Consider the following 6,340-nt stretch of genomic DNA (forward strand, 5'->3'; position numbering starts at 1 on the left):
GGCGTTGGTTGCCCGCCCCGGCCCGTGCTGTTTCTGCCCCCGGGCAGGAGCGACCATTGATGTGAGCAACCACGCCGCAGTAAGGGAAGAGCACAGTGGAGTTGGTAGTCGCGCGGATCGGCCGCGCCCACGGCATCAAGGGTGAGGTCACCGTCGAGGTGCGCACCGACGAGCCGGAGCTGCGACTGAGTCCCGGCGCCGTGCTCAAGACGGAGCCCGCGACGGCGGGACCGCTGACGATCGAGACGGGCCGCGTGCACAGCGGGCGGCTGCTCCTCCGCTTCGCGGGCGTCAAGGACCGCACCGGAGCCGAGGCCCTGCGCAACATCCTCCTGATCGCCGAGGTGGACCCGGCTGAGCTCCCCGAGGAGCCCGACGAGTACTACGACCACCAGCTGATGGACCTGGACGTGGTGCTGGAGGACGGCACCGAGATCGGCCGGATCACCGAGATCTCCCACCTGCCCTCGCAAGACCTCTTCATCGTCGAGCGGCCGGACGGCTCCGAGGTGATGATCCCCTTCGTGGAGGAGATCGTCGCCGAGATCGACCTGGAGGAGCAGCGGTGCGTCATCACCCCGCCGCCCGGGCTGATCGACGAGCGTGACGCCGTCGTCGTCTCGACCCGGGACGAGGACGCCGCGGACTCCGGGGACGACGCCTGATGCGTCTCGACGTCGTCACGATCTTCCCCGAGTACCTGGAGCCGCTGAGCGTCTCCCTCGTCGGCAAGGCGCGCGCCCGCGGGCAGCTCGACGTACACGTGCACGACCTGCGGGACTGGACGTACGACCGGCACAACACGGTGGACGACACCCCGTACGGCGGCGGTCCCGGCATGGTCATGAAGACCGAGCCGTGGGGCGATGCCCTGGACTCCGCGCTGGCCGACGGCTACGAGGCGGGCGCGCACGGGCCCGTCATGGTCGTCCCCACCCCGAGCGGCCGGCCCTTCACCCAGGAGCTGGCCGTCGAGCTCTCCGAGCGGCCGTGGCTGATCTTCACGCCGGCCCGGTACGAGGGCATCGACCGCCGGGTCATGGACGAGTACGCCACGCGCATGCCGGTGTACGAAGTCTCCATCGGCGACTACGTGCTGGCGGGCGGCGAGGCCGCCGTACTGGTGGTCACCGAGGCCGTGGCCCGGCTGCTGCCCGGGGTGCTCGGCAACGCCGAGTCGCACCGCGACGACTCCTTCGCGCCGGGCGAGATGGCGAACCTGCTGGAGGGGCCCGTCTACACCAAGCCCCCGGTGTGGCGCGGCCGGGACATCCCCGAGGTGCTGCTCAGCGGGCACCACGGGAAGATCGCCCGCTGGCGCCGGGACGAGGCCTTCCGCCGGACCGTGCAGAACCGCCCCGACCTGATCGAACGCTGCGAGGCCGCCGGGTTCGACAAGAAGGACCGGGAGATCCTCTCCGTCCTGGGCTGGCAGCCGTCCGCCGACGGCCGATTTTGGCGCAGGGCCCAGGCCATGGAAGAATAGGCGGCTGCTGTGTGCTCGCGGGCGCCCCTGCCACAGGGGGACCGTCGTCCGCCCGTCCCGCAGCTCCCGAATTCTCTACGGAAACCCGCACTGGCGACCTGTGGCGTCATGCGAAGAAAGCAGACGAAGAACATGTCTCACCTGCTCGACGGCGTCAACGCCGCCACGCTCCGCTCGGACGTCCCGGCCTTCCGCCCGGGTGACACGATCAACGTGCACGTCCGCGTGATCGAGGGCAACCGCTCCCGTATCCAGCAGTTCAAGGGCGTAGTCATCCGCCGCCAGGGCGCCGGTGTCTCCGAGACCTTCACCGTGCGCAAGGTCTCCTTCAGCGTCGGCGTGGAGCGTACCTTCCCGGTCCACTCCCCGATCTTCGAGAAGATCGAGCTCGTCACCCGCGGTGACGTTCGCCGTGCCAAGCTGTACTACCTCCGTGAGCTCCGCGGCAAGGCCGCGAAGATCAAGGAGAAGCGCGACCGCTGAGGTAACTCCCGGAGTCCGGGGGCGGCCGGATAGGCTCCCCCCCGATGGACACCGAAGCACCTCACACGCAGCGCGGCCACTCTTCCCCCGCAGAGGGGGAGGGGCGGCCGCGTTTTGCGTTGCCCCGGGCCGGGCGGAGGACGGCCGGGGGAGGGCCCCTGACCTGGCGCCGCGTCGGCGTGCTCGGTGTGATCTGCACCGTCTTCCTGCTGTTGTTCAGCAATTTCGTGGTCCAGCCGTTCCTGATCCCGAGCCGCTCGATGGAGCCGACGCTCCGGGTCGGGGACCGGGTGCTGGTCAACAAGCTGGCGTACCGGTTCGGCGAACAGCCGCGCCGCGGGGACGTGGTGGTCTTCGACGGCACGGGCTCCTTCGTGAGGGAACGCCCCGACGGCAACCCGGTCGGCACCGTGCTGCACGGCGCCGCCTCGGCGCTCGGGCTGGCCGAGCCGTCCGACACCGACTTCGTGAAGCGGGTCGTGGGGGTCGGCGGGGACGACGTGGTGTGTTGCGACGCCGGCGGACGGGTGGCGGTCAACGGCGTGCCGCTGACGGAGCCGTACCTCCACCCCGGCGACGCGCCCTCGGCGGTGCCTTTCCGGATCGTCGTACCGCTTGGGACCCTGTGGGTCATGGGTGATCATCGTTCCCAGTCCCGGGACTCCCGGGACCATCTGGGGGAGCCGGGCGGGGGGATGGTGCCGGTGGAGAAGGTGATCGGGCGGGCCGACTGGATCGGCTGGCCGCTCTCGCGCGGGGACTCCCTGGGCGGCGGCCATGGGTAGCCGCGGACGGTCGAAGGGCGGACGGGACTGGGATTTCGAGCCCGAGCCCGAGCCGGAGCCCGCACCGCCCCCGGTGGTGGCGGGCGGCCGGGTGGAGGGCGGCCGGGCCGAACGGCGCCGGACGGCCCGCAAGGTGCGCCGGCGCCGCCGCACGCGTCGCGCCGGCGAGGTGCCGCTGCTGGTGGTCGTGGCGCTGTGCATCGCCCTGCTCCTCAAGACCTTCCTGGTGCAGGCCTTCTTCATTCCTTCGGGCTCGATGGAGCAGACGATCCGGATCGGCGACCGGGTCCTGGTGGACAAGCTGACGCCGTGGTTCGGCTCCGAGATCGAGCGCGGCGACATCGTCGTGTTCAAGGACCCCGGCGGCTGGCTCAAGGGCGAGGCGGCCCGTCCGCCCAAGGACCCGATCGTGGTCAAGCAGATCAAGCAGGCGCTGACCTTCATCGGCCTGCTGCCCTCGGCCGACGAGCAGGACCTGATCAAGCGGGTCATCGGCGTCGGCGGGGATACCGTCAAGTGCTGTGACAGCCGGGGCCGGGTCACCGTCAACGGATCGCCCCTCGATGAGCCTTACGTGAACCCGGGCAACACCCCTTCGGACAGCACGTTCGAGGTACAGGTGCCGGAGGGCCGGCTCTTCGTGATGGGCGATCACCGGGCGAACTCGTCCGACTCCCGCTTCCACCTCGACGAGGGCTTCCAGGGCACGATCCCCGAGAGCGGGGTGGTCGGGGAGGCCGTCGTGATCGCCTGGCCCTACGGGCACTGGACCCGGCTGGAGCAGCCGGCGACCTTCCGGATGGTGCCCGATCAGGCGCGGCGCGAGGGACGCCGCCGCCGTCGGCGCCGTCGGGGCGCGCCGTTCGCATAGTGTGTCCTCGGTCTCCCGCGCCTTAGGGAACTCCCGCTCGTTAAGGGAGGGGAGGGCCCGTGCCGCATTCGGCGTGGGCGGCAATCGCGAGTGAGGAGTGGATGTGGGGGACGTGGCGGTAGGCGCACGGTCCGGACGCGACGAAGGCGAGGAGCGGCCGGACGACGCCGTCGAGCGCGAGACCGAGGAGGACGGCGATGCCAAGGAGCACGCGCAGCGGTCCTTCTGGAAGGAGATCCCGCTTCTCGTCGGTATCGCCCTGCTGCTGGCCCTGCTGATCAAGACGTTCCTGCTCCAGGCGTTCTCGATCCCGTCCGCCTCGATGCAGAACACCCTGCAGATGGGCGACCGGGTGCTGGTGGACAAGCTGACCCCGTGGTTCGGCTCCGAGCCCGAGCGCGGCGAGGTCGTCGTCTTCCACGACCCCGCGGACTGGCTGTCCGGGCAGCCCACTCCCGAGCCGAACCTCTTCCAGCAGGTGCTCAGCAAGATCGGCCTGATGCCGGACGCCTCCGAGAAGGACCTGATCAAGCGGGTCATCGCGATCGGCGGGGACACGGTCGAGTGCAAGAAGGGGGGACCGGTCGTCGTCAACGGCAAGGAGCTGGACGAGCCGTACATCTACCCCGGCAACACCGCGTGCGACGATCTCCCGTTCGGCCCGATCACCGTACCCAAGGGCAAAGTCTGGGTCATGGGTGACCACCGGCAGAACTCCGAGGACTCCCGCTACCACCAGCAGGACTCCACCAAGGGCTTCGTCCCGGTGGACAAGGTCGTCGGGCGGGCCGTGGTGGTGGCGTGGCCGGTCCCCCGCTGGTCCACCCTGCCGGTGCCGGACACCTTCGACCAGCCGGGCATCGGCAACCAGGCGGCGGCGACCGCGCTCGGTCTCGGGGCCGCCGGACTGGCCCCGGTCGGGCTCGGTCCGGCCGCGCTGGGGCTCGTGGGAGCCGTCCCGCTGGTCATGTGGCGCAGGCGGAAGCTGACCGGCGGCCGTACCGACGGGTAGGGTGCCGCCCAGGTCGACGATCCCGAAGTGTGGGGGCGCTGCAATGGGCGGAACAGAAGCAATACGTGGTGGCAAGGATGGCCGCGGCGGTCTCGGCAATGCGCTGTCGGGAATCGCCGTGGCCATCGGCTTTGCGCTCTTCCTGGGCGGCTTCGTGTGGGGGGCGGTCGTCTACCGGCCCTACACGGTCCCCACCGATTCCATGATGCCCACGGTGCGGCCCGGGGACCGGGTGCTGGCGGAGCGCGTCGACGGCGCGGACGTGCGCCGCGGGGACGTGGTCATCTTCACCGATTCCCTGTGGAGCGACTCCCCCATGGTCAAGCGGGTCGTGGGCATCGGCGGCGACGTCGTGAAGTGCTGCGGCGCGGCCGGCGAGCTGACCGTCAACGGCGTCCCGCTGGACGAGCCGTACGCCGATACCAGCACGCCGGAATCCGGCCTCGCGATGCCCCCTGGACAGGCCGCGCCCTCGGGAACCCCCTTCGAGGTGGCGGTCCCCGAGGGCAACCTCTTCCTGCTGGGCGACCGGCGGGCCTCCTCCCTGGACTCCCGGGCCCATCTGCAGGAGGCCGGGCAGGGGACCGTGTCCCGGTCGGCCGTCAGTGCCCGCGTCGACGCCCTGGCCTGGCCCGACATGACGATGCTGGAGCGGCCGGCCGCGTACGAGGCCCTGCCCGGCGGGATCTCGCGGCCCGGGCCGCTGCGGCTCCAGGTGCTGGCGGTGCTGGGCGGAGCCGTCCTGGTGGCGCTGGGGGGCGCGTACGGGCCGGTCGCACGGGTCCTCGCGCGCCGACGGCGGCAGGAGCGGGCCGGTGTCCGCTGACCAGGCCGCCGGGCACGGCCGCCGGAAAGTGTCGCGGGTGATCCTGCTGGATCCGGAGGACCGGATCCTGCTGCTGCACGGCTTCGAACCGGCCGACCCCACCGACGACTGGTGGTTCACCCCCGGCGGCGGACTGGAGGGGACCGAGAGCCGGGAGCAGGCCGCACTGCGCGAGCTGGCGGAGGAGACCGGGATCACCGAGGTGGAACTGGGTCCGGTGCTGTGGCACCGCTACTGCTCCTTCCCCTTCGACGGGCGCCGCTGGGAACAGGACGAGTGGTACTTCCTCGCCCGGACCACCCGGACCGAGACCGAGATGAGCGGCTTCACCGAGCTGGAACGGCGAAGCGTCACCGGAGCGAGGTGGTGGACCTCCGAGGAACTTCTGGCGGCCCATGAGACGGTGTACCCGACCAGACTCGCCGAGCTGCTCCGTACGCTGCTCGACGACGGTCCTCCGGGTGAGCCGGTGGTCCTGGCCCCGGAAATCGTTTAGGGGATCACGGGCCTGGCGCACAATAGGGGGACGCACGGCTGAAGGGGAACATGCCATGAGTGCCGAGGACCTCGAAAAGTACGAGACCGAGATGGAGCTGAAGCTCTATCGGGAGTACCGCGACGTCGTCGGGCTGTTCAAGTATGTGATCGAGACGGAACGCCGTTTCTACCTCACGAACGACTACGAGATGCAGGTGCATTCGGTTCAGGGAGAGGTGTTCTTCGAGGTCTCCATGGCCGACGCCTGGGTCTGGGACATGTACCGGCCGGCCCGCTTCGTGAAGCAGGTGCGGGTGCTGACCTTCAAGGACGTGAACATCGAGGAGCTCAACAAGAGCGACCTCGAACTGCCCGGCAGCTGAGGGCCGCCGCCGGCCGG

General features: G+C 70.4%; 9 protein-coding genes. All 9 read left to right on the top strand.

Going from position 1 to position 6,340, the window contains the following annotated elements:
• Window positions 1–95: 95 nt before the first annotated feature.
• Entirely contained in the window at window positions 96–665 is a 570-nt protein-coding gene (gene rimM / locus ACWGIU_RS26205) for a ribosome maturation factor RimM (RefSeq protein WP_453709693.1), read from the top strand.
• On the top strand, window positions 665–1,486 hold the full coding sequence (gene trmD / locus ACWGIU_RS26210; protein WP_453709695.1) for a tRNA (guanosine(37)-N1)-methyltransferase TrmD: 822 nt from the start codon (window positions 665–667) through the stop codon (window positions 1,484–1,486). Before rimM ends, trmD begins: the two co-directional genes overlap by 1 nt.
• Before the next feature lie 132 nt (window positions 1,487–1,618).
• Window positions 1,619–1,969, top strand: a complete 351-nt coding sequence (gene rplS / locus ACWGIU_RS26215; protein WP_030011886.1) for a 50S ribosomal protein L19 — start codon at window positions 1,619–1,621, stop codon at window positions 1,967–1,969.
• Window positions 1,970–2,013: 44 nt separating this feature from the next.
• Entirely contained in the window at window positions 2,014–2,754 is a 741-nt protein-coding gene (gene lepB / locus ACWGIU_RS26220; protein ID WP_453709697.1) for a signal peptidase I, read from the top strand.
• Complete coding sequence (gene lepB, locus ACWGIU_RS26225; RefSeq protein ID WP_453709699.1) at window positions 2,747–3,625, top strand: signal peptidase I; 879 nt, start codon at window positions 2,747–2,749, stop codon at window positions 3,623–3,625. Before lepB (ACWGIU_RS26220) ends, lepB (ACWGIU_RS26225) begins: the two co-directional genes overlap by 8 nt.
• A gap of 112 nt (window positions 3,626–3,737) precedes the next feature.
• Window positions 3,738–4,637, top strand: coding sequence for a signal peptidase I (gene lepB, locus ACWGIU_RS26230; RefSeq protein ID WP_453709705.1), 900 nt, complete (start codon window positions 3,738–3,740; stop codon window positions 4,635–4,637).
• Between the two features lie 43 nt (window positions 4,638–4,680).
• Window positions 4,681–5,463, top strand: a complete 783-nt coding sequence (lepB, locus tag ACWGIU_RS26235) for a signal peptidase I (protein WP_453709701.1) — start codon at window positions 4,681–4,683, stop codon at window positions 5,461–5,463.
• The gene (locus tag ACWGIU_RS26240) at window positions 5,453–5,959 is read left to right on the top strand and encodes an NUDIX hydrolase (protein WP_453709703.1); all 507 of its coding nucleotides are present in this window, start codon (window positions 5,453–5,455) and stop codon (window positions 5,957–5,959) included. The genes lepB (ACWGIU_RS26235) and ACWGIU_RS26240 overlap by 11 nt, the downstream gene beginning before the upstream one ends.
• A gap of 55 nt (window positions 5,960–6,014) precedes the next feature.
• Window positions 6,015–6,323 carry a DUF2469 domain-containing protein gene (locus ACWGIU_RS26245; RefSeq protein ID WP_005311352.1) on the top strand — a complete coding sequence of 103 codons (309 nt, stop codon included), beginning with the start codon at window positions 6,015–6,017 and terminating at the stop codon, window positions 6,321–6,323.
• Window positions 6,324–6,340 lie beyond the last annotated feature (17 nt).

This window comes from Streptomyces sp. NPDC054840 (assembly GCF_053611065.1).